Origin of the sequence: Streptomyces ochraceiscleroticus, assembly GCF_000720485.1 — a bacterium.
Classification (GTDB): Bacteria; Actinomycetota; Actinomycetes; order Streptomycetales; family Streptomycetaceae; genus Streptomyces; species Streptomyces ochraceiscleroticus.
This window is the reverse complement of the sequence record NZ_JOAX01000026.1, coordinates 45,056-70,316: the sequence shown is the minus strand read 5'-3', so window position 1 is coordinate 70,316 and position 25,261 is coordinate 45,056. Positions and strand designations below refer to the sequence as shown.

The following is a 25,261-nucleotide window of genomic DNA, read 5'->3' as shown; positions in this document are numbered from 1 at the left end:
GAGCACTTCATGGCAGGCAGAACGGACAGCGGACAGCCGGAGACTGTGTACCCGGCGGATCCGGCGGACCGGGCGGACCCGGCGGGGGCCGGGGCGCGGGGGTACGGACAGGCGCCGCGGATGGTCCCCCTGATGGACCCGGACACGGGACTGCCCTTCGTGGACGAATTCGGCGTCCCGGCCGGGGCCGCGCCGACGGGCGCGCAGGGAGCCGCACTCACGGATTCGCCGGGGTTCGCCCCCACGGACACCGAGGTACCCGCATCCACCGGCCGGCCCTCCGCCCCGTACTGGGCGGCCGCCTCGGAGCCGATGCCCGACCCGGCGCCCGTCCCGCGGCCCGAACCGGAACCCGTGCCGGAGCCCCAACCGGACCCGGGGCCGCAGGACCTGCCACCGACGGCCGGCATCGAGGCCGCCGAGGAGCTGCTCGACACCGCCGAGCGCGCGGTACTGACCGACGCCCTCGGCGTGGTCGACGCCGGCAGCCGGGTGACCTCCCCGGCCGCCGACGGGGAGAGCGGCCCGGGCCGTCCCGCGTCCGTACGGCCCGGCAGTCGGCGCGTCCCCGCCGAGGACCCGGACCTCGCCGAGCGGCGCGGCCCCTCGCTCCCCGGCGGGCCCGCGCTGTGCGCCGGGCTGCTCGCCGCCGCGTGCTGCGGGGCGCTGCTGTGGTGGCACGGGATGCTGCCCGACCAGGCCGTACGCCTGCTGCGACTGCCCGGCCGGGCCCCGACGCCGCTGCTGCCCCGCGACCTGGCGCTGCTCGTACTGGGCTGCGCGGCCACCCTCTTCGCGCTCGGCGGGCTGGCACGCGGCCGGGTCGGCGGTGCCTGGGTGCTCAGCCGCTTCGGGCGCTACCGCGGCACCGTCCGGCGCACCGGGCTGGTGTGGATCAGCCCGGTGCTGCGCCGCCGCCGGGTGGACGTGCGGCTGCGGCACTGGCGCAGCGAACCGATGCCGGCGGTGGACGCGGCCGGGGTGCAGCTGCGGGCCGTGGTGCTGGTGGTCTGGCGGGTCGTGGACGCCGCGCGGGCCCGGTACGCGGTCGACGACCACCTCACCTACCTGCGCGAACAGGTGGAGGCGGGGACCGCCCGGGTGCTCGGCCGGCTGCCCGCCGACGCCTTCCACGAGGAGTCCCCGAGCCTGCGGGACGCCGACGCGGTGGGCGACGCGCTGACCGCGCAGCTCGCCGCCGACTGCCGCCCGGTGGGCATCGAGGTGTTCTCCGCACAGCCCACGCGCATCGAGTACGCGCCGGAGGTGGCGGCGGCCATGCACCGCCGGCAGATCGCCGCGATCGACGCCCGGCACCGCGACACCGTGCTGACCTCGGTGGTGGACGCGGTGGACGACACCGTACGGCGGCTCACCACCCGGGGGCTGGTGGAGCTGGACGACTACGAACGCAAGGCGCTGGTCAAGGACCTGACCGTGGCGTTCTACACCGCCCGCGGCAGCGCGGCGGCGCAGGAGTGAGGCGCCGTGGTCGCCGCCACGACGCGCACCCTTGAGCTGCAGTTGCTGCTCGGCCCGGACACCGTCGTCCCGGTGGCGGGCCGGTTCGGCTACCGCAGCGACCGGCCGTACGAGGTGCGGGTCGCCTTCGTCAGCCAGGGCCGTACGGTCACGACCTGGGTGTTCTCGCGGGAGCTGCTGCTCGCCGGGCTGCGCGGCCCGGCGGGCGAGGGGGACGTGCGGATGCGGCCGTTCCGGGACGCGGTCGGGCTGCGCCGGGTCCACATCGAGCTGCGGGCCGCCGGGAGCGAGTGCGCGCTGACGGCCGAGGCGACGGACCTGGCGGCCTGGGTGCGGGCGACCGCCGAGGTGGTGCCCCCGGGGGAGGAGAGCCGCTTCCTCGACCTGGACGCACATCTCGCGCGGCTCTTCGCGGAGCGGAACTGAGCGCCTGCGTGCGCACCTTGCGGCCGCCTGAACGGGCGGCGGGGAACGGGTGACGAGTCGGTTGGCAATTGGTCTGGACAAGTGCAACAGCCCTCATTACGCTGCGACTTGGTCTAGACCGCAATGCACGGCTCTCACGGAACCTCCCCCACGTTCAGGAGCGAAGCATGCGCAAGAAGATCAGCGTCGCCGCGATCACCCTCGGCATAGCCGGCGCCTCCCTGCTCGCCACCGGCAGCGCCTCCAGCCATGGGTACGGCACCCAGCCCCCGAGCCGGCAGTCGCTGTGCGCCGCCGGCACCGTCAAGAACTGCGGCGCCATCCAGTGGGAGCCGCAGAGCGTCGAGGGCCCGAAGGGCTTCCCGGCCGCGGGCCCCGCCGACGGCAAGATCTGTGCCGGCGGTAACTCCGGGTTCGCCGAGCTCGACGACCCGCGCGGCGGCCAGTGGCCCGCCACCGCTCTCAAGGCGGGCCAGGGCTTCACCTTCACCTGGAAGATGACCGCGCGGCACGCCACGACGGACTTCCGGTACTACATCACCAAGCAGGGCTGGGACCCGAGCAAGCCGCTCACCCGCGCGGCACTCGAATCGCAGCCCTTCATGACCGTGCCGATGGGCGGCAAGCAGCCGCCGGAGGTCTGGTCCCAGCAGGGCACCGTCCCGACCGGCCACACGGGCCGGCACATGATCCTCGGCGTCTGGAACATCGCCGACACCGGCAACGCCTTCTACTCCTGCGCCGACGTGAACCTGTCGTAACACCCGGCCGCCGGCCGCCCCGGTACACGACGAAGGCTCCGCACACGACGAAGGCCCTCACCGGAGTGAGGGCCTTCGCTGTCTGTGCGCCGCCAGGGACTCGAACCCCGGACCCGCTGATTAAGAGTCAGCTGCTCTAACCAACTGAGCTAGCGGCGCCTGCTGACGACGTAAATACTACCTGGTCCCGAGAGGTGCTCCGGACCATGTGGCCCCGGCCACACCGCGGCCCGGCCGCCGGGAGCCTGCGTGCCCGGCGGCAGGTCAGAGCGCCAGCGACAGCAGGACCGGAGCCGCCCTGCGGTTCAGCGTGTCGGCCGCCTTGCGCAGCCGGTGGGCGTGCTCCAGCGGCATCGACAGTGCGAGGCAGCCCACCGTCGCGCCGGCCGTGATCGGGACGGCCGCGCAAACCGTGCCGACGGCGTACTCCTGGAGGTCCAGGACGGGGACGGAGGCCGGCTGACTGTCGAGCTTGTGGAAGAGCACCTTCTCGTTGGTGATCGTCCGGGAGGTGAGCCGGGCGGTCTTGTGCCGCGAGAGGTGGTCCCGCCGGCCGTCGTGGTCGAGCTGGGCGAGCAGGCACTTGCCCATCGCGCTCGCGTGCGCCGTGCGGTGGAACTCCGCCCATTCGTTGACCTTGGGGGCCTGCGGGCCGTCGGCGTAGTGCAGGATGCGCACCTCGCCGTCGATGTAACGGCTGATGTAGACCGCGGCGCCGACGGAGTCGCGCAGCTCGTCCAGCGAGGTCTGCAGCTTGTCGTTGAGGGCCTGGGCGCGGTCGACGCCGCCGCCGAGCAGCGACAGGGAATCCCCGACCACGTACGCGCCGTCGGAGAGCTGGTCGAGATAGCCCTCGCGGCGCAGCATCGCCAGCATGTGCGTGAGATGGGCGGCGGGCAGGCCGGTCTCCCGCGCTATCTGCGCGTCGGTCGTGCCGGTGGGGTGCCGGGAAACCGTTTCGAGCACACGGAGTGCGTAGCGCACCGAGTGGTAAGGCGCGGTGGGCTCGTACGTCGGCGCCACGGTGTCCCCCTAGCAGGTTGTGACCGTTTGCATCGTCACCGTCGCCACCCGTCACGGACACCATGCGTCGCGCGGCCTTACCGGGTGGCGGGGCTCGTACCACGATAGCGGTCAACCGGCCGTACAGGAGGGGGGCTTGAGTGAAAATCGTCGTTCAGCATGCTTCTGTTCAGCGATTCACCACCATGGCATATGCCAACGGCACTGTTTCCAAGGACAAAGCGGCCCGCCGCCCCCTGTGGGGCGGCGGGCCGCTGGTGCGCCGGGGGAGTCAGAGCACCGCGCTCAGGAACTCCCGCGTCCGCTCGTGCTCCGGCTCCGTGAAGATCTTCTCCGGCGGCCCGGACTCGATGACCCGGCCCGAGTCGAACATCAGGACGTCATCGGAGATGTCCCGCGCGAAGTTCATCTCGTGCGTCACGCACAGCATCGTGATGTCGGTCGTGTGCGCGATGTCCCGCAGCACATCCAGGACGCCGGCCACCAGCTCGGGGTCGAGCGCGGAGGTGACCTCGTCCAGGAGCAGCACCTGCGGCCGCATGGCCAGGGCACGCGCGATGGCGACCCGCTGCTGCTGGCCGCCGGAGAGCTGGCTGGGGTACTTGTCCACGTGCTCGGTCAGACCCACCAGGTCCAGCAGCTCGTGGGCGCGCTCCTCGGCCGCCTCCTTGGGCATGCCCAGCACGTGCACCGGCGCCTCGGTGACGTTGCGCAGCACCTTCATGTTGGGGAACAGGTTGAACTGCTGGAAGACCATGCCGATGTTCTTGCGCACCTCGCGGGTGTGCTTCTCGCCGGCCGGTACGAGCCGCTCGCCCTTCTTCTCGTGGGTGAGGTACTCCCCGCCCACCCGGATCGTGCCCTCGTCCGGCTTCAGCAGCGTCATCAGCAGCCGCAGGATCGTGGTCTTGCCGGACCCGGACGGGCCGATGAGGGTGACGTGCTTGCCAGAGGAGACCGTGAAGTCCAGCGAGTCCAGGACCGTATTGGTCCCGAAGCGCTTGGTGACGTGGTCGAAGCGGATCAGCTCGCTGCCGTCCACCGCCGGGTTGGCCGTTTCTTTCGAGATGCTGCTGTCAGCGGACAAGACGACGCTCCAGGGCTCGCAGGAGAAGGGAAGCCGGGTAGGCGATGACGATGAAGGCGAGGCCGACGACCGTGTAGGGCTCGATGGTCTGGAAGGTCTGCGAGGAGAACTGGCGGGCCTCGCCCAGCATCTCCAGCACGCCGATCACGAAGATCATCGGCGTGTCCTTCAGCATCGCGACGACGTAGTTGCCCAGTGCCGGCACGACCCGGCGGATCGCCTGGGGCAGGATCACCGCGCCCCAGGTCCGCGAGCGCGGCAGGCTGAGCGCGGTCGCCGCCTCCCACTGGCCCACCGGCACGCCGTCGATACCGGCGCGGTAGACCTCGGCGGTGTACGTCGAGTAGTGCAGACCGAGGCCGATCACGCCGGTGGTCAGCGCCGAGAGCGTGATGCCCCACTCGGGCAGCACGTAGTAGAGGAAGAAGAGCTGGACGAGGAGGGGGGTGTTACGGATGAACTCGGTGACCCCCACCACCGGCCAGCGCACCACGGCGTGCTCGGAGCGCTGCGCCATGGCCCAGAACAGCCCGAGGATGAAGGCGATCAGCGAGCCGAGCGCCAGGGCCTCCAGGGTGACCAGCAGGCCGTGCCAGAACATCGGCAGGAAGTCGCCGACCGCATTCCAGTTCCAGTTCACTGGCCCGCACCTCCCGCCGGGGCCGCGCCGGAGCGCGTGATGTCGCCGACCTGGCCGGCGCTCAGCTTGCTGCGCAGGCCCTCACGCTTCTCGGGGGCCTTGCCGATACCGGCCTTGGCGTGCCGCTCCACGACCCGCATCCCGCGCGTCAGCAGGAAGGCGAGGATGAAGTACATGACCAGGATGATCGTGTAGACGGGGGCGCTCTGGCCGGTGGCGTTGCGTACCAGCGAGGCGCCGAAGGCGATATCGGCCACGCCCATGATCGAGACCAGGGCCGTGCCCTTGAGCAGCTCGATCAGCAGGTTGTTGAACGGCGGGACCATCTCCGGCCACGCCTGCGGCAGGATGATCTTCCGGAGCTGCTGGGCGGGGCTGAAGCTGAGCGCGATGCCCGCCTCGCGCTGGGCGGGAGCGACGGCGTTCACGGCACCGCGGACGACTTCCGAACCGTACGCGCCGTAGCTCAGGCCGAGGGCGAGGGTGGCGGCCCACATGGGGACGAGCTGCCAGCCGAAGCCGATCGGGAGCACGAAGAAGATCCAGAACATCAGGATCAGCGCGGACGTGCCGCGGAAGATCTCGAAGTACGCGCCGGACAGGAAGCGCACGATCCACAGCCGGTGGGCCCGGGCCAGGCCGATGACGAAGGCCACCACGGCGGCGAGTGCGGCGCTGTAGACCGTGAGCTGGACGGTGATCCAGACGCCTTGGAGGAGGAGTTCCCACAAACCCCAGCTGATTTCGCTCATGGCTTGCACTTCTCCTTAGCGGTGATGGTCGTCATCTGGTCCTTCGTGAATCCGAAGGGCCGCATGATGTCCAGCAGTTCCCCGCTCTTCTTCATCTTGTGCAGCTCGCGGTTGAAGGCGTCCCGGAGATGGGTCTCCGGGCTGCGGAAGGCGAAGCCGCCGACGTCGATGACCGGCTTTCCGTCCACGTACGGCGTGACTTCCTCGGTGGCCTCCGCCTTTGTGGTCTCGGTCTCGCGCACGACGTTCCGCACGGTCACCGCGGTGCCGACGAACACGTCGATGCGCCCTTGCTCGACCGCGAGCAGGCCGGCGAGCTGGTCGGGCAGGGTCGTGATGTGCTTGACCCCGGCCTCCTTGGCGTAGTCGATCTCCGCGTAGCCGACGCCGGTCGCCATGCGCGCGCCGGCCTTGGCGATGTCCTTGTAGGAGCGCAGGTTCTTCGGATTCCCCTTCGGCACGATGAAGGCGTCGAGCATCTGGTATTCGGGATCGGCGAAGATCACCTGCTCGCAGCGTTCCGGATTGATGTACATCCCGGCGGCCACGACATCGAACTGGAGGGAATTCAGCCCGGTGATGAGCGAGCCGAATTCGGTGGCGAACGGCTGGACGTTCGCCACGCCCAGCCGCTTGAAGATTCGCTCGGCGATGGCCGGCGCCGAGCCGGTCATCTTCCCGTCCTTTCCGATATAGCTGTACGGCTGCTCGCCCGCCAGGCCCAGCCGTACGGTGCCCTTGGCACGAAGCTGTTCCAGCAGGTGTCCGCCGTCGCCGGTGTCGGCCGTCGAGACCCGGCTGCAGGCGCTCGTCGCGCCCATCGCGCCCGCCGCGCCGAGCGCCGCCACCCCCGCGAGCAGCGTGCGGCGGCGGAGGCCGCTGCCGGAACTTCGCCTGATTTCTTTGGTGTTCCCCATTGGTGGAGCCATGGGCGCGCGACTACCCGAAGCCGACGTACCTATGCCGATCGTTTCCGGCCCTTGATGCTTCCGGTACCGAAGGGGACCTACACGGAGTTGCGAGGGAAACCTGGGCGTAACAACGGCTATGTGTGGGGTGGTTGGGACAGGAGGGAAATGACTTCTCCCGTGCCGCCCGGGGAAGTGTCCGGGGGCGCCCTACGCTCAGGGTGCCGGGTGATACATCACCAATGACCGGCAAGAACCAGTAAGCCCGGTAAGCATGGCAATCAACCAAGAGGGGTCATCATGGCCGACCGCTTCATCGAGGTCTCCCTGGACAAGCGCGGCGTGCGCTGCACGGCCAAGCTGCTCGACGACCGCGCGCCCGTCACCTGCGCCGCCGTCTGGGACGCGCTCCCGCTCGGCGGCGACGTCTACCACGCCAAGTACGCCCGCAACGAGATCTACGCCCTGGTGCCGCCCTTCGCCCCCGAGGAGCCGCCGCTGGAGAACCCCACGATCACCCCGATCCCCGGCGACCTGTGCTACTTCACCTTCACCGACACCCAGCTCGCCACCTCCTCGTACGGATACGAGGCGGCGGCCGAGCGGCAGGGCGCGAAGGCCGCGCACGCCGAGCGCGCCACCGTCGTCGACCTCGCGCTCTTCTACGAGCGCAACAACCTGCTGATCAACGGCGACGCGGGCTGGGTCCCGGGCATCGTCTGGGGCTCCGTCGTGGACGGCCTGGACCGGATGGCCGACGCCTGCCAGGACCTCTGGCGGGCCGGCGCGCTCGGCGAGACGCTCAGCTTCCGCCGGGCGTAGCCGCGAGCGCCGGGGCCGGGATGTCCGCCACCCCGGTCCCGTACAGGGCGTGCGCGGCGCGCAGCACCAACGCGTCCGCGTGCCGCGCAGCGACCAGTTGCACCCCGATCGGCAGCCCGTCGCCGTCCACGCCGCACGGCAGCGACGCGGCGGGCTGCTGCGTCATGTTGAAGGGGTACGTGAACGGCGTCCAGCCCGTCCACCGCTCGTGCCCCGACCCCTTCGGCACCTCCACGCCCGCCTCGAAGGCCGTGATCGGCTCGGTCGGCGTGACGAGCAGGTCGTACGTCTCGTGGAACCGCCCCATCTGGCGTCCGAGTGCCATCCGTACGTCCATCGCCGCCAGATAGTCCAGCGCGCTGTAACGCTCGCCCTGCTCGCACACCGTGCGCAGCGCCGGCTCCAGCAGCTCGCGCGCCTCCTCCCCGAGCGGCTGCACGACCCGGGCGATCCCGCTGAACCACAGGGTGTGGAACGCCTCCACCGGGTCCTCGATCTCGGGGTCGACCTCCTCCACGTGCGCGCCCAGCTCCGCCAGCTTCTCCACGGCCCGCCGGACCGCCGCCGCGACCTCGGGCCGTACGGGCACGTCCCAGCCGAGCGTCGGGCTGTACGCCACCCGCAGTCCGGCCACCGGTCCCGAGAGCTGCTCCAGGAACGAGCCGGACACCGGGCCGAGCTGCGACCAGTCACGCCAGTCCGGCCCGGAGATCGCGTCCATCAGGAGCGCCGCGTCCGCCGCGTTCTTCGTCATCGGTCCCACATGGGCCAGCGTCCCGAACGGGCTGGAGGGGTACATCGGCACCCGCCCGTACGTCGGCTTCAGCGCGAAGACGCCGCAGAAGGAGGCGGGGATGCGGACCGAGCCGCCGCCGTCCGTGCCCAGGCTCAGCGGCCCGGCGCCCAGCGCCACCGCCGCCGCGCCGCCCCCGCTGGAGCCGCCCGCTGTGCGCTGCGGGTCGTACGGATTGCCGGTGATCCCCTGCAGGGGGCTGTCGGTGACGCCCTTCCAGGCGAACTCGGGCGTCGTGGTCTTCCCGATGAAGACCGCGCCCTGCTCCCGCAGCCGGGCGACCGAGGGCGCGTCCTCGTCCCACGCCTGACTCGCGCGCACGGTCCGCGAGCCGCGCAGGGTCGGCCCGCCGCGCATCAGGATGATGTCCTTCACCGTGACCGGTACGCCGTCCAGTGGTCCGGCCGGGGTGCCGGCCCGCCAGCGTTCCGCGGACTCCTTCGCGGCGGACAGTGCCTCGTCGGCCTCCAGCCGGGTGAAGGCGTTGACGTGCGGCTGCACCCGCTCCGCCCGGTCCAGCGCGGCCCGCGCCGCCTCGACGGGGGAGAACTCGCCCGCCGCGTAACCGGCCGTGAGCCGCAGTGCTGTGAGATCCGCCAGTTGAGTCATCAAGCCCTCCATCGGGGGAGTGGAGTGTGCGCGGAATGCGCCCCGGCGGACCGGGGCGCGGGCGGGCGCGGCGGAGCCGTACGCGCGGGCTTACTGCACCGGCACGTACCCCAGCCGCTTGTCGACGACGTTCAGCAGCGGCTCGCCGGCCGCCCAGCGGTCGTAGTTGTCCACGAACTGCTCGGCGAGCGCGTCCCGCCAGCCGAGGGTGTCCCCGCACATGTGCGGCGAGACGATCAGGTGCGGGACGTCCCAGAGCGGGCTGTCCGTCCCCAGCGGCTCCTGCTGGAAGACATCCAGCGCGGCGGCCGCGATCTTCCAGCCCCGGAGCGCCTCGACGAGATCCTGCTCGATCACCATCGGGCCGCGCCCCACGTTCACGAAACGGGCCGATTCCTTCATCCGGCCGAACGCCCGCCGGTCGAAAAGGCCGCGCGTCTCCTCGGTGAGCGGAGCGGCGCACACCACCCAGTCGGCGGCCGGTAGCAGCCCGTCCAGCGCGTCGCTCGCATGCACCAGTCCGAACTGTGGATCATCCGGCCGCTCCCGGCGTCCGACCAGGTCGACCTTGATCCCGAGCACCTTCAGGGTCTGCCCGATGGCCCGCCCGATCGGCCCGGAACCGACCACGACGGCCCGCGATCCGGCCACCCGCAGCGTTTCCCTGTGCTGCCATCGGCGCTGCCGCTGGAGTTCCCAACTGCCATAAAAATCCTTGGCCATCGCGATCACCAAACCGGCGACGTACTCCGCGATCGGCTGCTCGAAAACGCCCCGCGCATTGGTCACAACGGTCTCGTCCTCGACGAGCCCGGGGCACAGCAGCCGGTCCACGCCGGCGCTCGCGGTGTGCACCCAGGCGGGCCGCGGGCCGCCGGCGGCCCAGGCGTCGCGGATGGCGTCGGAGGTGAAATCCCAGGCCAAGAGCACATCGGCGGTGGGAAGTTGACCGGCGAGCGTGGTCTCGTCCGCAAAGATCACTTTGGCGCGTCCGGACAGTCTGTCGAGCTTCGGCGGCGGGTCGGAGCCAAGGACAAGGACGGTGTTTTCGGTCATGGGCCAGAAACCGTTCTGAAACGTGTGCCCCTTTAAATGAAAGAGGCGCCGACAGATGCCTGAGATGCGAGGATTGACCACGCTAAGAAGTCGTATCTACCGTGTCAACAACGGCTCTGTCCCGACGTCCCGGCTTGTGCCGGCAGTTTCAGATTCCCTGGCCAATGGCCTAGCCCTTCGTTCTTCTAGGGGCCATTCATGGACGTCTCTTTTCTCGGGGGCCCACAGCCTCAGTGCGGCGTGGGTGTCGTAGCGCCCTTCGACTTCGCACTCGACCGTGAGCTGTGGCGCTGGGTTCCCGACGACGTGTCCCTGCACCTCACCCGCACCCCTTTCGTACCGGTCGAGGTCTCGCTCGACCTCGCCCGGATGGTCAGCGAGCACGAAACGCTCCGGGAAGCGGTCCAGGCGCTGTCCGCGGTCTCGCCGCGGGTGGTCTCCTACGCCTGCACCTCGGGCAGCTTCGTCGGCGGCGTGGCGGGCGAGCGCGCCATGTGCGCCGCCATGCAGCAGGCCGGTGAGGTGCCCTCGATGACCACTTCGGGGGCGCTGCTGGACGCGCTGTGCGAGATCGGTGCACGGCGGGTCGCCCTGGTCACGCCGTACACCAAATCCGTCACCGACTCTCTGGAGGAGTATCTGGCAGAAGCCGGCATCACGGTCACGGGCCGCGCCTACCTGGGCCTGACCCGGCACATCTGGAAGGTGCCCTACCGCGACGTCGTCGACATGGCGCGGCAGGCGGTGGTGGGCGCGACCGACGCGCTCTTCATCAGCTGCACCAACCTCCCGACGTACGACGTGATCCCGCAGCTCGAGGCGGAGCTGCGGATGCCCGTCCTGTCGGCCAACCAGGTCACCATGTGGGGTGCGCTGCGTGCCATCGGCAGCCACGCGGTAGGCCCGTACCAGGCACTGCTCGACCCCGTCGCGAGACGCGGCCCCGCGGCGCTGTCCGGATCGCCGGACGCCGTGCCGCGACACCGGCCGGAGCCCGAGGCGGCCTTCGCGGGTCCGCCCGCGGCACCGGAGGCCGAAGCGGCCGAGGGGCTCGACGCCCCGCCCTTTCCGGACGATACGTACGACGCCTGACGGCCTCCCGGCCACAGGCGCGTACGCCATCTGAACAGCACGTCGCTCCGTACACCCGCACCCGCACCACGTATGGGAGATCTGCATGGCCACGGTCGGCTTCCTCTACCCCGGCTACTCCGCCGAGGACGACTACCCCCGTATCGAGTCCCTCCTGGGCGGCGGTGTCCGGCTGCCGCTGGTCCACACCGACATCGGTGAGGACGCGCACCGGGTGGACGCCCTGCTCGAAATGGGGTCGGCGGCGCGGCTGGCCGCAGGGGTCGCCGACCTGAAGGACCAGGGGGCGGAGGCCGTCGTCTGGTCCTGCACCAGCGCCAGCTTCGTCTTCGGCTGGGAGGGCGCGCAGGAGCAGGTCCGGGAGCTGTCGGCCACCGCCGGGCTGCCCGCCTCCAGTACCTCCTTCGCCTTCGCGCGGGCCATCCAGGCGCTGGGTGCCGAGCGGGTGGCCATCGCGGCGACCTATCCGGAGGACGTGGCCGAGTACTTCCACGCCTTCCTGAAGTCGGCCGGTACGGAGGTCGTCTCGACCTGCGGCAGCGGCATCATCACCGCTGCCGAGGTGGGGACGTGGGGTCTGGAGGACGTGCTGCACCTCGCCCGTACGGGCGACCATTCGGACGCCGAGGTGGTCCTGCTGCCCGACACCGCGCTGCACACCGCCGCATACATCCCCGCCGTGGAGGAGGCGCTGCACAAGCCGGTACTCACCGCCAACCAGGTCACGGTCTGGGAGGGCCTGCGGCTGCTGGACCGGGAGATCGTCCGGCCGGAGCTGGGCACCCTCTTCGCCGGGCCGCGGCGGGAGGGCTGACGGGGGCCGGCGGGGCCCGACCGGGCCCCGCGAACCGGCCGCCGGGAATAAACGGAGTTCTACTCCGGTTGGTCGCGGGGAAGACCCGCTACCTAGGAGGACCCGCACCGTGAGCGGCCACCACGACGCAAGCCGGGGCCCGGCCCCTGAACCCGACCGGGCCTCCGGCACGCCCGCCACCGACGACGAGATCCGGGGCACGGCGCAGGGCACCGCGCCCGTACCGCTGTCCGTGCTGGACCTGCTGACCGTCGGCGCCGGAAACACCGCCACCGATGCGCTGCGCACCGCGGCCGCCATCGCGCAGACCGCCGAGCGCCGCGGCTACCACCGTTACTGGGTCGCCGAGCACCACTCCATGCCCGGCGTCGCCTCCTCCTCGCCGGCCGTCATCCTGGCCCACCTCGCCGCGCAGACCGAGTCCATCCGGCTCGGCTCCGGCGGCGTCATGCTGCCCAACCACGCGCCGCTGGTGATCGCCGAGCAGTTCGGCACCCTCGAAGCGATGGCTCCGGGGCGCGTCGACCTCGGCCTCGGCCGCGCGCCCGGCACCGACGGCGCCACCGCCGCCGCGCTGCGCCGCACCGAACGGCTCAACGAGGGTGCCGACGACTTCCCGCAGCAGCTCTCCGAACTGATCCGCTTCCTGGACGACGACTTCCCCGACGGGCACCCCTACGCCCGTATTCACGCGGTACCGGGCCCGGTCCAGGCCACCTCGCCCGGCGGCGTCCAGTCCGCGCACCGCCCGCCGGTCTGGCTGCTCGGCTCCTCCGGCTTCAGCGCCCGGCTCGCCGCCCAGCTCGGCCTGCCGTTCGCCTTCGCGCACCACTTCTCCGCGCAGAACACCATCCCCGCGCTGGACCTGTACCGCGAGACCTTCCGTCCCTCGGCCGTGCTGGACGAGCCGTACGCGCTGATCGGCGTCGGCGCGCTGGCGAGCGAGACCGAGGCGGAGGCCCGCCGCCAGGTGCTGGCCGGGGCGCTGTCCATGATCCGGCTGCGCACGGGCCGGCCCGGCCTCGTGCCCACGCCGGAGGAGGCGGAGAACCACCCGTACAGCATGGTCGAGGAGGACTTCGTCGAGAGCTGGCTCGGCAACGTCGTGTACGGCACGCCCGACGCGGTCCGCCAAGGCCTGGACGACCTCGCCAAGCGCACCGGCGCGAACGAGCTGATGATCACTGCCAACGCCCACGGCGGCGCGGCCCGCCTCCGCTCGTACGAGCTGATCGCGGACGCGTACGGACTGCCGGGCGCGTCCTCCTAGACGGGGGACGGGACTGGCGGGGCGGTGACGGGCCCCGTCAGTCCCGGTTCTCCTCTTCGGGGGTTTCCGGGGTTCCGGCCAGCAGCGCCGGGACCCGGTCGGCCGGCAGCGGGCGGGAGTACAGCCAGCCCTGGCCGGTGTCGCAACCGATCCGGCGCAGCCGTGCGGCCTGCTCGGCGTTCTCCACGCACTCCGCCGTGACCGTCAGGCCCAGCCGGTGCGCCAGCGCGACCAGCGCCTCCACGATCGTCTCGTCCGCCGGGTTCGGATGTTCCTCGGAGCGGAAGCCGCGGACGAAGGAGCCGTCCAGCTTCAGTACGGAGACGGGCAGCCGGCTGAGGTAGGCCAGGTTGGAGTAGCCGGTACCGAAGTCGTCGATGGCGATGCGGACGCCCATGTCGCTGAGCGCCTGAAGGGCCTGCAGCGGGCGGCCCGCCGAGCCCATCACGGCCGACTCGGTCAGCTCCAGTTGCAGCAGCTCGGGCGCCAGCCCGGTCTCGGCGAGGATCCGGGCCACATCCGCGACCAGGTCGGAGTCCCAGACCTGACGGACGGCCACATTCACGCTCACGAAGAGCGGCGGCTCCTCGGGGCGGGCGAGCTGCCAGGCGCGCGCCTGGTGGCAGGCGCGCTCCAGGACCCAGCGGCCCAGCTCGACGATCGCGCCGTTCTCCTCCGCCAGTCCGATGAACCGATTCGGCGGAAGTGTCCCGAACTGCGGGTGCCGCCACCGTACGAGCGCCTCCACGCCCTGCGCCCGGCCGTCGCCGAGCCCGACCAGCGGCTGGTACTCCAGTGTGAACTCGCCGCGGTCGACGGCCGGGCGCAGCGTGCTGGAGAGCGCCTGCCGGGTCATGCGGTGCGCGTTGCGCTCCGGGTCGAAGAGCGTCCAGCGGGCCTTGCCGTCCGCCTTGGCCCAGTACAGCGTCGTGTCGGCGGCCTGCATCAGGCCCGTCGCCGTCGTGCCGGCCGCGGCCCGCTCCACCACCCCGATGCTCGCCGACACCGACAGCCGCTGCCCCGCCAGATCGAACGGCCGCTGCAGCGCGTCCAGCACCGACTGCGCCAGGTCAGCGAGCTGCTCGGTGCCGGTGGAGTCCTCGACCAGCAGCGCGAATTCGTCGCCGCCCAGCCGGGCCACGAGCTGTCCGCCGCGCCCGGCGCGGCCGGACGGGTGCTCGCCGCAGCGGGTCAGCCGCTGTGCCACGGCACCCAGCAGCCGGTCGCCGACGCGGTGCCCGAGCGTGTCGTTGACCGCCTTGAAGCCGTCCAGGTCGAGGTAGCACAGGCCGATCCGGCCCGTGCCGCCCCGGTCGTACGTCGCCGACTCCAGGGCCGCGGCCAGCCGCTCGAAGAACAGGGCGCGGTTGGGCAACCGGGTCACCGGGTCGTGCATCTGGAGGTGGCGCAGCCGGGCCTGCAGGTCGTGCCGGTCGCTGACGTCCGTGACCGAGAGCAGGACGCGGTCCCCGCCGGGCAGCGGCTCGACGCTCACCTCGGCCCAGAGGGAGTGGCCCTCGGGGTGCTTCAGGCGGCGGGTGCAGCGCAGCCGGTCGCTGCGGCCGGCGAGCACGTCGCGGTACGCGGTCCAGATGTGCGGGTCGCCGCCGAGGTCGGTGAGGTCGGCGGCGGAGGCGGTGACCAGCGCGTGCGGGTCCTTGCCCAGCAGCTCGCCGAAGGCGGGGTTGGCGGCGGTCACCAGCCCGTCGCGGCCGAGGACGGCCATCGGCAGCCGGGCGGCCTCGAAGGCGGCGCGGTAGCCGTGGGGGGAGACGCGGAGGGGCGCGGGGGCGGTCCCGGGGGCGGGCCCCGGGGCGTCGTCCGGGGCGGCGGTGTGCTGGGCGCCCGTAGGCGTGCCACCGTCGCATTCGTTGGCCGCTTCGTCACCCTCCGTGACCGCGGGCAGTGTCGCTCCGGGGGCGCGGCTCGTGCCGTCGGAGTGTCCGCTCACTGCTCGCTCCCGCTTGGCGCTGGTCCGGTCGGTCGGTCTCGGGGAAGGGGAATCCGCGGTGTAAGTGTGGCGATCATAGAGGTTTCCCGGACGGCCTAGCCAGCAACACCACTGCGATGATCCGTATCGATGACGGATGTTTGATGGTTTCTGTGCGCGCCTGTGCGGCGACCGGTCCTGACCGATCGATTGTGACGTTCTGTGATCACGGAGCGGGGCGTAGCTGTCACTCAACTGGCCCCATGGAACAGGACGAACCCCAACGAACCCCCACAGGGTGGATGGGGTGTTCCGAATCCGTTCCGGGAGGTCGATGTGCCGCACTCCCAGACACTCCAGGGGGTGGACCGTGGACGGCTGCGGCGGTTCGCCGCGATCGCCACCTCGCTGGTCGCCCTGGTCGCCACCTCGATCGTCGCCGCCCCCGCCACCGCCTCCGAAGCCACCCTCTCCTGCGCCCTGCCCCGCACCGACGTCCACCACTCCGAGGGCCTGGACTCCTGGAACGGCACCTACGCGCGCCCGCGGGGCTCCCTCGACGCCGTCATGGTCTTCCTGTCCTTCCCCGACGCGCGGCCGCGCGTGGCCCCCCGCCGGCTCGCCACCGACTACTTCCCCGCCACCGGCCGCTTCTTCGAGACGGCCTCGTACGGCAGGTTCCGGCTGCGCCCGCACATCCAGCGGCGCTGGGTGAAGATGCCGCGCACGTCCACCGCGTACGGGATACAGCGCGACTGGGACGCCGCGGGGCGCAGCGCGTACCTCGACGACGCGGTGGCGGCGGCCGACGCGGAGGTCGACTTCGGCCGGTACGACATGGTCTACCTGGTCGCCGACCCGGACGCGCCCGGCGTCGACTCCGATGCGACCAAGGTCGTCAACCTCGACCAGCCGCTGACGGCGGACGGCGCCCCGCTCCACCGCTTCGTCACGGTCTTCGAGAACAACCCGCCGGACCACAACGTCCTCGCCCATGAGACCGGCCACGTCTTCGACCTGCCGGACCTCTACCACCGGCCGGCCGACGGCATGGGCGACTGGGACACGTACGTGGGGGACTGGGACCTCATGGGCAGCCAGTTCGGGATGGCCCCCGAGCCCTTCGCCTGGCACAAGTGGAAGCTCGGCTGGCTCTCCGACCGCCAGGTCGACTGCATCCCCACGACCGGGAGCGCGGTGCGCACGCTGCACCCCCTCTCCGCACCCATGCGCCCCGGCGACCGGCAGCGGTCGCGGCTGCTCGTCGCCCGGACGGGGGAGAGCGGCGCGATCGCCGTCGAGGCGCGGAACGCGGCCGGCAGCGACCGCGGTATCTGCCGCGAGGGCGTGCTCGTCTACCGCGTCCGCGGCGCCACGCCCTCCAGCGAGGGCCCGGTGCAGGTGCTCGACGGCCACCCGCACTCCTCGGCCTGCTGGGGTGCCTCGGTCCACCCGCCGCTCGCGGACGCGCCGCTGGACGTCGGCGAGAGCCTGGACGCGGGGGACGGCGTACGGGTGGCGGTGACGGGCCGGACGGCGGCGGGCGGCTGGACGGTAAGGGTCACGCGCGGTTGAGCCTGTGGCCCGGCCCCGTCCCGGCATACGACGAAGGCCCTCACCGGAGTGAGGGCCTTCGTGTGTCTGTGCGCCGCCAGGGACTCGAACCCCGGACCCGCTGATTAAGAGTCAGCTGCTCTAACCAACTGAGCTAGCGGCGCCTGCTGACGTGGAAAACCTTAGCATCCTGATCGGGGAGGGCAAAAATCGATTCGCCGCTGATGATCGACGCCGTGACCGGCACGGTGATCGACGCCGTGAGGGGGCTCGGGACGGGCGCTCAAGGGGGTGGGTGGCCAGGAGGGGGACGCCTCAGGGGCGGGCGTCGGCGCCGGTCGTGGCCGGGCGTACGGCGTCGGGCGCGGCGGGGCTCTCCGAAGGGGTCGCGCGGGCCGCCCGTACGCACGCCCACAGCAGGACGTCCGGGCCCGGCAGCCAGGGATCGCGGACATCCGGGGCGACCAGCCAGCGAGAGGACGGCGGCGCGGAGTCCGGCGTGGGCGGGAAGGGGTGCAGCGGCGGAATGCTCACCGCGTCCCCCGCGCCATGACACAGCAGCGGCGGCACCGACCGCGCCCACTCCTCCCAGGAGAGCAGCGCCGGCAGCCGCTGGGCGGCGCCGCGGGCCGCGAACAGCAGCACCCGGCCGCGGTGCACGGCGACCGGCCCGGAGCCGGGTCCCGCCGCCCATAAGCAGTCGGCCATCCGGCGGCCGAACAGGGCGGGTGCGTTGATCACGTCGAACACCGTGCCGCAGGGCAGCACGCTCGGTGCCGTGGGATGGGTGGCCCACAGGTGGTGCACCCGGCGGGGGTGCGGACTCGCCGAAGCGAGCCAGTCGGCACCGGCGAGCGTGACGTACGACGCGGGGTGGTGGAAGTCGGGGGCCGGGGGCTGGGGCCAGTCACTCATGGCGTCAGGTCTACCGGTGGAAGAGGTTCCGTTTCTGCGGATTGCCGGAAAACGGGACACGGGAGAGTGAGACGGAGTATCTTCCGACCCGCATATGCCAACGGCCCATGATCGCCGCCGTACGGATCATGAGCCGCGACCCCGGGCCGGCGCCTCCGGGCGGTCTATCCGACCTCGTCCGGGCGGGTGTCGCCGTTCCGTATCAGCGAGCGGCCGAACTCCACCATCTTGCGGGCGTAGTCCTCGGTCCAGCCGGCCCGCTCCGCGAGCACTGCCAGCGGCAGCCGGTCGAACCGCCGCGGATCGGCGAGCTGCGCCGCCGCCATTGCCTGGAACTCCGTCGCCCGGTCGGCCGCCGCGCGGAAGGCGAGCGCCAGCTCCGTGGAGCGGGACAGCAGCTCGCGCGGATCCTCGATCGACTCCAGGTCGAAGAAGTGCTCGGGGTCCGCCGTGGCCTCGGGCGGCTCGAACAGCAGCGGCGCCGGTTTCAGGCGCCGGGGCGCGGGGGCCGCACCGCGCGGATCGGGAGCCGACTGCGGCTCGGACATGTACCTACCTCCAGAATCGTGTGCCGCGTCCCATTGTCCCGCGCCGCGCAAGTACGCCCCGGCAGCCGGGACCACCGCAGCTACGGGCGCCACGGCACGCGGTGCTCCGCCAGATGCGCCAGCACCGCGTGGTTCGCCTCCCAGCCGTCCGGGAACTTCACCGTCACCCCGAGCTGGACCGGCTCCGTGGACGGGTGCTCGTCCAGGAGCTGTGTCACGCCCTCGCGGCAGACCACGATGCAGGCGTGACGGTGGCGGGAGGCCAGGACGCACAGGCGGCCCGTCTCCAGGTGGAAGGCCGTCGCGTCCGGGCGGCCGGAGAGCGGGTGCAGGACGACCGTGACGTCGAACTCGCGGCCCTGGAGGCGGTTCGCCGTGTCCACCGCGACGCCCGTGACGCCCAGCCCGGACAGCGCGGCGCGCACCGCCGCCGCCTGGTCCCGGTGCGCCGTGCCGACCGCGATCCGGTCGGCCGTCAGCGGCGCCGGGTCCGGGCCGCGCTCGCTGACCGTCGCGCCGCCGCGGTCCAGCAGCCGCCGCACCACCTGGGCCACGGCCCGCACCGCCTCGGGGTCCGTGCGCGGCGTGTGGCGCGCGGGCAGTTCGAGCAGGCCCCAGCCGGTCTCCGCCGCCTCGTCCACCACCCGGTCCACCGCCGAGCCGTCCGACGGCACGCCCAGCGTCAGCCGCCGGTCGCCGTAGCCGGTGCCGCTGCGGAACGGGGTGTACGGATAGAACGCGTGCGACACCAGGGGCGCCGCCGAGGCCGGCAGCCGCCAGGACACCGGGAGGCGGTGCTGCGGGAGGTCCGGATTGTGTGCGAGGAGCGTCGAGACCGCGCTGGCCGACGGGTCGTACGACAGCCCCGCCCACTGGTCGGCGCCCACCACGCTGAACGGGTCGAGCTGGCCCGGATCGCCGACGAAGAGAGCACGCTCGAACAGCCCCGCCACGGTCAGCAGCGCGTCGGACCGCATCTGGTACGCCTCGTCCACGATCGCGTGCGGCCAGGGCTCGTCCACCTTCGTGTAGGCCCACTTCGCCGCGGTCGCGACGACGATCGGGAGGCCCTTGAGGTCGGCGACCTTCGCGGCCGTACGGACGGAGGGGACGTCCTCCAGCGCCGGGTCGTAGGCGCCGGGCTCGCTGCTGTGCAGCCGGCCGACGGGCAGCTCGGGGTCCTTCTCGGCCAGCCGCAGCACCAGGTCGTCGACCTGCGCGTTCGTCTGCGCGACGATCATCAGCGGGCGGCCCGCGGCGGCCAGCTCGCGCGCGGCGCGCACCACGAGCGTGGACTTGCCCGCGCCCGGCGGCGAGTCCACGACGACGCCGCGCCGGTCGCCGTGCAGCGTGTCGCGCAGGATCGCCTCGGTCGCGGCGGTGGCCGCGGCGCCCGGGTCGAAGGCCGTACCGGCCGGCGCGGGAATTCCGCGGCTCACAGGAAGTCCTCCGCGGTCACGGGGTCGGGGTCGGGGAGCGGGGCGGCGGCGGGCGCGGAGCCGGTGGTGTGCGCGGGCGCCGTGGCCTGCGCCGGGACAGTCGTACCGGCGTCACCGCTGCCCGGCGGCGGTCCGCCGTGCGTCCACGGCGTGTCCTCCGGATCGGGCAGCTCGGGGCCGCCGCGCGGGGCGTGCTCGAAGAGCGTCCAGCACACCCGGTCGCCCTTCTCCGGCACCGAGCCCGGCTCCGGTGTCTTCCCGCGGCCCATGCCGCCGGTCAGCCGCACGACCAGCGTGCCCGGCTGCTCCGGTACGTGCGCGACGAACTCCGCGGTCTGCGTCTTCCCGCCGTCCAGCGGGCGGTACAGCTTGGCCCGCTCCTCCAACTGCGGCCGGTCGCCCGTGCGCAGCGTGACCAGCGGCCGGGGCATCGGCCGCTTGCCCTCGGACATCGCCATCTCCACCTCGGTCACCTCCCCCTCCAGCGCCTCGCCCGTGAGCCGCCGCCCGGCCATCACCAGCGGGTCGTCCAGCGCCTCCTGCGCGTCGAGCTGGGCCTGCGCGGTCTCCCGGGAAGCGAGCTTCTGCGCGGCCGTGACCGCGTCGTCCAGCCGGGGCTGCGGCGGCTCGCCGGACCGCACCCGGTCCCGGTGCGCGGTGTAGGACCAGCGGTCGCGCCGCCAGCGGTCGGCGACCCGCGCGCCCTCGGGCAGCGCGCGCAGCAGGCCGATGCCGCGCCACACCGCGTCCCAGGTCGGCCGCAGCACGCTCGCCACCAGCGCGTCGAACTCCTCGCGCGCGCCGGGCAGTTCGGCGTCGTACCGTGCGATGGCCGGCGAGAGCAGGCCGTTGTCGAACGCCGGGTCCGTCGCGGGCCCGGCCGGCGGGCACAGCAACTGCCCGCGCGCGTCCCTGGCGGTCTCGGCACGCAGCGCGGCGTCCTGGCCCGACTCGCCCTCCGGCGGGTCGATCCAGGCGAGCAGCGCGCCCAGATGCTGGTCCTCGACGAGGCTCTGGCCGGTCGCCCAGTGGCGGGAGAGCAGCCCCGTCATCGGCAGCAGCAGGCTCGATCCGGGCACCCGGGCCCGCTCGCCGAAGTGCGTGAGCCAGCGGCCCAGCAGCGGGACGTGCGGCGGCGCGGGATGCGGGGTGTCCGGGTCCTGCTCGGCCGTCCGCCGGAAGCGCATGGACCGGCCCAGCAGCCGTACGAAGTCGACGCCCGCGGCGCTCGCCACGATCATCTGCGGGGCGTCCGCGCACAGCTCGGTCTCGACCGTGACCCGCTTGCCGGTCTGCGGGTCGGTCTCCTTGCGCTCGGCGGGCTCGACGTCGTCGGCGAAGGAGTCCACGTACGGCAGGACGGCGGCGGCCAGCTCGGCGAAGAACGCGAACCGCAGGTCACGGTCGCGCGGCTGCGGCACGGTCAGCAGCAGCGGCGCCTCGGGGTCCGTGCCGACCAGCGCGCCGAGCGGCGCACCGGTCTCGCCGGCGGTCGTCAGCGGGACGAACACCAGGGGGCGCGGGGAGAGATGGCGGTGCCGTACGGTCGCCAGCGGCATGGCCCTCCCCGCCGCCACGGCCTCCATCCTGGCCAGCACGTCGATCAGCGACATTCCGCCTCCTCACGGGGGGCCGGGGCCTGCGCCGGTACCGGAGCGGAGGCCGCGGCCAGCGCTTCGGCGCGCAGGGCCGCGGCACGCCGGAGCGCCTCGGCCGCGGGATCGTCGTCAGTGGCGTGCGCACCGGCCGGATCCGGGGGCGTCCGCTCGCCGTCCGCCGGCCCCGAGGCCGCCGCCAGTACCTCGCCGACCGTGCGCAGCCCGCCCAGCTCGCCGCGCACACCGCGGCCCAGTGACTCCACCAGGCCGGCCTCGCGGGCCCGGCCGCGGCAGTGGAAGGCCAGCTCGCACGCGGCCAGGCACTCCGGTGCGTACGCCGCGCCCACCGACTCCACGGCCTCGGTCAGCTCCTCGGCCGGGCGTGTCGCGGTCTTGCCGTCGTCCGCGAGGCGCAGGTCGAAGGTGGTGTCCTCGGGGAGCGCGGCGGCCAGCTCGTCGACCCGGGTGAGCCGGGCGAGCTGGCGGCGGGTCGTGGCGAGCTGCTTGCGCAGGTCCACCGGGGCCGCTGCCGGGAGGTTCGAGAAGTCCTTGGGGCAGACCAGCAGGGCGCGGTCGCCGACCCGCGGCGCGTGCCCCTCGCCCTCGGGGGTGTGCCGCGCCACCTGCTCGGCGACCTGCTCCAGCGCGAGGGCGTACACCGCCGACTGGCGGGCCGCCGCGCCCACCTTGGCCGTGTCGGCCGTCCCGTCGATCATCGGGAACGACTTGATCTCGATGACGCTCCACAGCCCGTCGGGGCGGACGACCACGGCGTCCGGCTCCAAGTACGCGGGCGAACCGGCCACGTCCAGCGCGAGCATCGGGTGGTCCAGGAGCGTCCAGCCGCCGCGCGCGGCCGCCTCCCGGAGGGCCAGCGCCGTCCGCGCGGCCCGTCCCTGCGGACCGGCCGCCGACAGGTCGGGCGTGGCCGCGGCGCCGGGCTCCGGAGCCTGTGCACCGCCCCCGAGATGCTCGGCGGCCAGCCGGATCAGCTCGGCGCCGCCGTCGGCCTTGACCCGCGCCTCGAAGGAATGGCCGCGCGCGATCGCGAACTGGGACTGCCCGAAGGGCGCCGGCGAGCCCAGGGCCCGGGCCAGCGCGGCCTTGTCCACGCCCGCGCCGTCCAGCAGCGCGCGGCGCCGGCAGCCGGGGTTCGCGGCCAGCGCGGCGAGCGCCCTGGCGTCCAGCGGGCGGGGCGGCACGCCGGGGCCGCGCAGCTCGGCCAGGCGTGCGCGCAGCCCCGTCGCCGGCCGCGGCCGCGCCTCGCGCGCCGCCGCCGGCTCGGGCCGACTGTCGCGGAAAACGTTCACCTGCGGAAGTCTCGCATCCACCACCGACATTCGCGCGAAGACCAGGCGTACCACCGCGCGCACGGACAACGATCACGCCACGCGCTTCGAGGAGGCGAGGTGCGGCGTGCCTCTTTGGGGCAGCGCCCGCAGGGGCCCACGTGGTCCGTGGAACGCATGCGCGATGATGGACCGGACGGAACGAGACGTACTGCCGCCGGCCCCGTACGGCGGCACGAACGAGCAAGGCCGGCGGCGAGCGGGTTCGCGCCGGTGAGAGGTAATCCCATGGCACCGCGCATCCTGCTGGCCCGGCACGGGCAGACGGAGTGGTCCCTGTCCGGCAAGCACACCGGGCGCACGGACATCCCGCTCCTCGACGAGGGCCGGCGCGGCGCCAAGCTGCTCGGCGAGCGGCTGCACCGCGCGCCCTGGAACGGGCTCCCGGACGTCGAGGTGCGCACCAGCCCCCTGATCCGCGCCAAGGAGACCTGCGAGCTGGCCGGCTTCGGGGACCGCGCGGCGGACTGGGACGCGCTCATGGAGATCGACTACGGCGCGTACGAGGGGCTGACGCCCGCCGAGATCAAGGCGGACCGGCCCGACTGGCTCATCTGGCGGGACGGCGTCCCCGAGGGCGAGACGCTCGCCCAGGTGACACAGCGCGTGGACGGCGTCATCGAGGAGGTGCGCACAGGTGGCCGCGACGTGCTCGTCTTCGCGCACGGCCACATCCTGCGCTCGCTGTGCGCCCGCTGGCTCGGCGAGGACATCTCCTTCGGGGCCCGCATCCGCCTCGACCCGACCTCCCTGTCGGTGCTCGGCTGGGCCTACGGCGCCCCGGCCATCGAACGCTGGAACGACACGGGCCACCTGGGCTGAGAGCCGGTGGCCGGTCCGGCCGGGCGCTCAGGCCGGCCGGACCGCCAGCGCCTGCCGGTCCAGGAAGGCGGCGACGCCCGTGGCGCGGCGCTGCGGGCGCAGCGCCCTGGCCGTACCGGCCAGCATCGTACGGATACGGGCCGAGCCGACCTCGTCCAGCAGGTCCAGCGCGCGGAGCCCGGCGGCGGCCGCCTCGTCGGGCGCGCCGCTGCCCGCCAGATTGCCCGCCAGCTCCGCCGTGTACAGCGCGATGTTGCGCGTGAAGTGCGGGTTCTGGAGCGTCACGGCGCGGCGCGCGTGCTCCGCCGCGCGCCCCCGTTCCCCCAGCGCCGACCAGCACTGCGCCTCCAGGCCCGCGAGTTCGGCGTCCCCGTAGAAGGACATCCACTCCGGGTCGGCGTCGGACGGCCCGTGGGCGAAGAGCCGGTGCGCCCGCAGCAGCGCCTCCTCGCAGCCCGCCCGGTCGCCGAGCCCCGCCCAGCCGCCCGCCTCGCGCAGCGCCAGCAGGGACAGCAGACGGCGCGAGGAGAGGTGCTTCGCGGCGTGCTGGGCGGCCTGCGCCGCGCGCACCGCCTCCCGCGGCCTCCCCGCGTCCCGGGCGAGGAACGCGGTGTTGCAGAACGCGTGCGCCTCCAGGGCCGGGTCGCCCGCCACCCGCGCGGTGGCCAGCGCCTCCGCGTAGTGCGAGCGGGCGTCCCCGAAGCGGCCCGAGTCGTGGGCCAGCCAGCCCACCGAGATGGCCAGTTCGCCGGCGCCCGCGTGCAGCCGGTCGGTGACCGACTGGCGGTGCGTCCCGGCGTCCAGGAGTTCGTAGGCGGCGCGCAGCGGCTGTGCCGCACGCTGGTAGATGCCCTCGGCGCCGTGCCGGTCGTCCAACAGCCGGATGCGGCGCACCGCGTCCTCCACGGCCGCCGCCTCGGCTCCTCCCGCGCGTCTCGCGCCGCCCAGGAGAGGCGGTACGGACTGTGCGGACCCGAAGGGCGCCAGGCCGGCGATCCCCAGCGCGGCGGCCGGGCCGCCGGTCATGAACGCGCGACGCAGCACGTCGCTCTCCTCGTAGCTCTGAGTGGATGTGTCGCGGTGGTGGGGAATGGTGGTACGGGCGTGATCGTGCGGCGGAGGGGGCGCGGCGCGCGCCCCCCGTCCGCGTACCGTCTCGCGCGGTGCGAACCCCATGTCGGCCGGTGTGAGGCCGGGGAACATGTGCCGGAACACCCGCTCGTAGGCGTAGTTGGGGCAGCGGATCTCCCCGGCCTCGACGCGCCCCACGTAGCGCGCGTCGCACGAGACCTGCTCGCCGATCTCCCGGGCGGCCCGGCGCACGGCAGCCGCGAACTCGCCGGGTGACAACCGGCCGCGCAACTGCCGGAAGGCGGTGTTCGGGCGGGCCGGAAGGTCGCGGGCGGGCGCTGCTGGACCTGTGGGCGACGTCATGGCGGACCCTCTCCATGCCATCCGTGCGGCGATGCCGCACCCTGGGCGGCGCGGCGGGACGACGGTACCGTCCGTGACACCCTCGATACGGAGAGTTTGTTTACAAAAGGGATATCTCACCCGGGATCCGCCATGAA

The 25,261-nt window shown here is 73.0% G+C and carries 23 protein-coding genes and 2 tRNA genes; 9 read left to right on the top strand and 16 right to left on the bottom strand.

What is annotated here, in order from left to right; genetic code table 11:
* Positions 1 to 9: 9 nt before the first annotated feature.
* From IG84_RS43000 to IG84_RS0128590, 3 genes are all read left to right on the top strand, one after another.
* Positions 10 to 1,482 (top strand): SPFH domain-containing protein, encoded by a 1,473-nt coding sequence (locus tag IG84_RS43000; RefSeq protein WP_078649488.1) that lies wholly within the window; start codon positions 10 to 12, stop codon positions 1,480 to 1,482.
* A 6-nt stretch (positions 1,483 to 1,488) separates the two neighbouring features.
* Positions 1,489 to 1,908: an SsgA family sporulation/cell division regulator gene (locus IG84_RS0128595; protein WP_031063086.1), complete on the top strand. Its 420-nt coding sequence runs from the start codon at positions 1,489 to 1,491 to the stop codon at positions 1,906 to 1,908.
* A gap of 167 nt (positions 1,909 to 2,075) precedes the next feature.
* Positions 2,076 to 2,669: a lytic polysaccharide monooxygenase auxiliary activity family 9 protein gene (locus IG84_RS0128590; protein WP_031063083.1), complete on the top strand. Its 594-nt coding sequence runs from the start codon at positions 2,076 to 2,078 to the stop codon at positions 2,667 to 2,669.
* An 85-nt stretch (positions 2,670 to 2,754) separates the two neighbouring features.
* Here IG84_RS0128590 and IG84_RS0128585 read toward each other — a convergent pair.
* The 6 genes from IG84_RS0128585 to ehuB all read right to left on the bottom strand — a co-directional run bounded on the left by IG84_RS0128585 (position 2,755) and on the right by ehuB (position 7,100).
* A tRNA-Lys gene (locus IG84_RS0128585) sits at positions 2,755 to 2,828 on the bottom strand.
* A 105-nt stretch (positions 2,829 to 2,933) separates the two neighbouring features.
* Positions 2,934 to 3,692, bottom strand: a complete 759-nt coding sequence (locus IG84_RS0128580) for an IclR family transcriptional regulator (RefSeq protein ID WP_031063080.1) — start codon at positions 3,690 to 3,692, stop codon at positions 2,934 to 2,936.
* 271 nt (positions 3,693 to 3,963) lie between these two features.
* Entirely contained in the window at positions 3,964 to 4,734 is a 771-nt protein-coding gene (gene ehuA / locus IG84_RS0128575) for an ectoine/hydroxyectoine ABC transporter ATP-binding protein EhuA (protein ID WP_078649486.1), read from the bottom strand.
* A gap of 34 nt (positions 4,735 to 4,768) precedes the next feature.
* Positions 4,769 to 5,419 (bottom strand): ectoine/hydroxyectoine ABC transporter permease subunit EhuD, encoded by a 651-nt coding sequence (gene ehuD, locus IG84_RS0128570; RefSeq protein ID WP_031063075.1) that lies wholly within the window; start codon positions 5,417 to 5,419, stop codon positions 4,769 to 4,771.
* Complete coding sequence (gene ehuC, locus IG84_RS0128565) at positions 5,416 to 6,171, bottom strand: ectoine/hydroxyectoine ABC transporter permease subunit EhuC (protein WP_037800960.1); 756 nt, start codon at positions 6,169 to 6,171, stop codon at positions 5,416 to 5,418. Before ehuC ends, ehuD begins: the two co-directional genes overlap by 4 nt.
* The gene (gene ehuB, locus IG84_RS0128560) at positions 6,168 to 7,100 is read right to left on the bottom strand and encodes an ectoine/hydroxyectoine ABC transporter substrate-binding protein EhuB (protein WP_031063069.1); all 933 of its coding nucleotides are present in this window, start codon (positions 7,098 to 7,100) and stop codon (positions 6,168 to 6,170) included. Before ehuB ends, ehuC begins: the two co-directional genes overlap by 4 nt.
* Before the next feature lie 279 nt (positions 7,101 to 7,379).
* Between ehuB and IG84_RS0128555 the strand changes: the two genes are divergently transcribed.
* Positions 7,380 to 7,901, top strand: coding sequence for a DUF3830 family protein (locus IG84_RS0128555; RefSeq protein ID WP_031063065.1), 522 nt, complete (start codon positions 7,380 to 7,382; stop codon positions 7,899 to 7,901).
* Here the strand turns inward: IG84_RS0128555 and IG84_RS0128550 are convergent.
* Complete coding sequence (locus IG84_RS0128550) at positions 7,882 to 9,303, bottom strand: amidase (protein ID WP_037800959.1); 1,422 nt, start codon at positions 9,301 to 9,303, stop codon at positions 7,882 to 7,884. The two genes, IG84_RS0128555 and IG84_RS0128550, sit on opposite strands and share 20 nt — an antisense overlap.
* Positions 9,304 to 9,393: 90 nt before the next feature.
* Entirely contained in the window at positions 9,394 to 10,359 is a 966-nt protein-coding gene (locus tag IG84_RS0128545) for a D-2-hydroxyacid dehydrogenase (protein WP_031063060.1), read from the bottom strand.
* 198 nt (positions 10,360 to 10,557) lie between these two features.
* Here IG84_RS0128545 and IG84_RS0128540 point away from each other — a divergent pair, with 198 nt between their 5' ends.
* The 3 genes from IG84_RS0128540 to IG84_RS0128530 all read left to right on the top strand — a co-directional run bounded on the left by IG84_RS0128540 (position 10,558) and on the right by IG84_RS0128530 (position 13,535).
* Positions 10,558 to 11,451 carry a maleate cis-trans isomerase family protein gene (locus tag IG84_RS0128540; RefSeq protein ID WP_031063059.1) on the top strand — a complete coding sequence of 298 codons (894 nt, stop codon included), beginning with the start codon at positions 10,558 to 10,560 and terminating at the stop codon, positions 11,449 to 11,451.
* A gap of 85 nt (positions 11,452 to 11,536) precedes the next feature.
* Complete coding sequence (locus IG84_RS0128535; protein ID WP_031063057.1) at positions 11,537 to 12,265, top strand: maleate cis-trans isomerase family protein; 729 nt, start codon at positions 11,537 to 11,539, stop codon at positions 12,263 to 12,265.
* 190 nt (positions 12,266 to 12,455) lie between these two features.
* On the top strand, positions 12,456 to 13,535 hold the full coding sequence (locus IG84_RS0128530) for an LLM class flavin-dependent oxidoreductase (RefSeq protein WP_031063056.1): 1,080 nt from the start codon (positions 12,456 to 12,458) through the stop codon (positions 13,533 to 13,535).
* Between the two features lie 37 nt (positions 13,536 to 13,572).
* Here the strand turns inward: IG84_RS0128530 and IG84_RS0128525 are convergent, their stop codons facing one another.
* A complete protein-coding gene (locus IG84_RS0128525) occupies positions 13,573 to 15,486 on the bottom strand; it encodes a putative bifunctional diguanylate cyclase/phosphodiesterase (protein ID WP_031063054.1) in 1,914 nt (637 codons plus the stop codon).
* Between the two features lie 342 nt (positions 15,487 to 15,828).
* Between IG84_RS0128525 and IG84_RS0128520 the strand changes: the two genes are divergently transcribed.
* Positions 15,829 to 17,040 (top strand): M6 family metalloprotease domain-containing protein, encoded by a 1,212-nt coding sequence (locus tag IG84_RS0128520; RefSeq protein WP_342668468.1) that lies wholly within the window; start codon positions 15,829 to 15,831, stop codon positions 17,038 to 17,040.
* Positions 17,041 to 17,109: 69 nt separating this feature from the next.
* On the opposite strand, the gene IG84_RS0128515 is transcribed toward IG84_RS0128520, so the two are convergent.
* From IG84_RS0128515 to IG84_RS0128490, 6 genes are all read right to left on the bottom strand, one after another.
* Positions 17,110 to 17,183, bottom strand: a tRNA-Lys gene (locus tag IG84_RS0128515).
* A gap of 151 nt (positions 17,184 to 17,334) precedes the next feature.
* Complete coding sequence (locus IG84_RS0128510; protein WP_037800958.1) at positions 17,335 to 17,934, bottom strand: bifunctional DNA primase/polymerase; 600 nt, start codon at positions 17,932 to 17,934, stop codon at positions 17,335 to 17,337.
* Between the two features lie 164 nt (positions 17,935 to 18,098).
* A complete protein-coding gene (locus tag IG84_RS0128505) occupies positions 18,099 to 18,482 on the bottom strand; it encodes a hypothetical protein (protein WP_031063044.1) in 384 nt (127 codons plus the stop codon).
* Positions 18,483 to 18,562: 80 nt separating this feature from the next.
* A complete protein-coding gene (locus IG84_RS0128500) occupies positions 18,563 to 19,921 on the bottom strand; it encodes an AAA domain-containing protein (RefSeq protein ID WP_051862531.1) in 1,359 nt (452 codons plus the stop codon).
* On the bottom strand, positions 19,918 to 21,534 hold the full coding sequence (locus IG84_RS0128495; RefSeq protein WP_031063038.1) for a hypothetical protein: 1,617 nt from the start codon (positions 21,532 to 21,534) through the stop codon (positions 19,918 to 19,920). The genes IG84_RS0128500 and IG84_RS0128495 overlap by 4 nt, the downstream gene beginning before the upstream one ends.
* Positions 21,525 to 22,859 carry a hypothetical protein gene (locus tag IG84_RS0128490; RefSeq protein ID WP_382467349.1) on the bottom strand — a complete coding sequence of 445 codons (1,335 nt, stop codon included), beginning with the start codon at positions 22,857 to 22,859 and terminating at the stop codon, positions 21,525 to 21,527. Before IG84_RS0128490 ends, IG84_RS0128495 begins: the two co-directional genes overlap by 10 nt.
* A 237-nt stretch (positions 22,860 to 23,096) precedes the next feature.
* Here IG84_RS0128490 and IG84_RS0128485 point away from each other — a divergent pair, with 237 nt between their 5' ends.
* Complete coding sequence (locus IG84_RS0128485; protein ID WP_031063035.1) at positions 23,097 to 23,690, top strand: histidine phosphatase family protein; 594 nt, start codon at positions 23,097 to 23,099, stop codon at positions 23,688 to 23,690.
* Between the two features lie 27 nt (positions 23,691 to 23,717).
* Here the strand turns inward: IG84_RS0128485 and IG84_RS0128480 are convergent, their stop codons facing one another.
* Positions 23,718 to 25,124 (bottom strand): NsdA family TPR-like regulatory protein, encoded by a 1,407-nt coding sequence (locus IG84_RS0128480; protein WP_037800957.1) that lies wholly within the window; start codon positions 25,122 to 25,124, stop codon positions 23,718 to 23,720.
* Positions 25,125 to 25,261 lie beyond the last annotated feature (137 nt).